This is a genomic window from Pseudomonas sp. Xaverov 259, assembly GCF_019352915.1.
GTDB lineage: Bacteria > Pseudomonadota > Gammaproteobacteria > Pseudomonadales > Pseudomonadaceae > Aquipseudomonas.
This window is the reverse complement of record NZ_JAAAFV010000087.1, coordinates 1-443: the sequence shown is the minus strand read 5'-3', so window position 1 is coordinate 443 and position 443 is coordinate 1. Positions and strand designations below refer to the sequence as shown.

Annotated in this window: 1 protein-coding gene; it reads left to right on the top strand. The window is 44.7% G+C overall.

What is annotated here, in order from left to right:
- On the top strand, window positions 1–443 hold a 443-nt coding region (locus tag K0H48_RS30580; protein WP_219337884.1), incomplete at both ends, for a hypothetical protein.

The following is a 443-nucleotide window of genomic DNA, read 5'->3' as shown; positions in this document are numbered from 1 at the left end:
CACGGTTGTCTATAAAGAAAACGGCGGAACAGACCGTACAGCCACAGGAGTTGTGAGCGGTACTCCATTTAATGCTTTTACAAATACCGTGACAAGTACAACTACTTATACCTTGACTTCTGTCACCGATACAAATTGTATCAGAAGCTCTGGTTTCACAGGGAATTCTGCCACTATAACTGTAAACCCATTACCGCAGGGAACCTTAAGTGCCAATGGTCCGTTTTGTGCAACAGGTTCCGGGCAGTTAACATTTACAGCATCAGCAGGAACAGGGCCTTATACAGTTGTCTATAAAGAAAACGGCGGAACAGACCGCACAGCCACAGGCGTTGTGAGCGGTACACCTTTTGCGGCTTTCACAGGAACGGTTACAAGTACAACGACTTATACCTTGACTTCTGTAACAGGTTCAAATTTATGTGTTCGCAATTCTGGTTTTA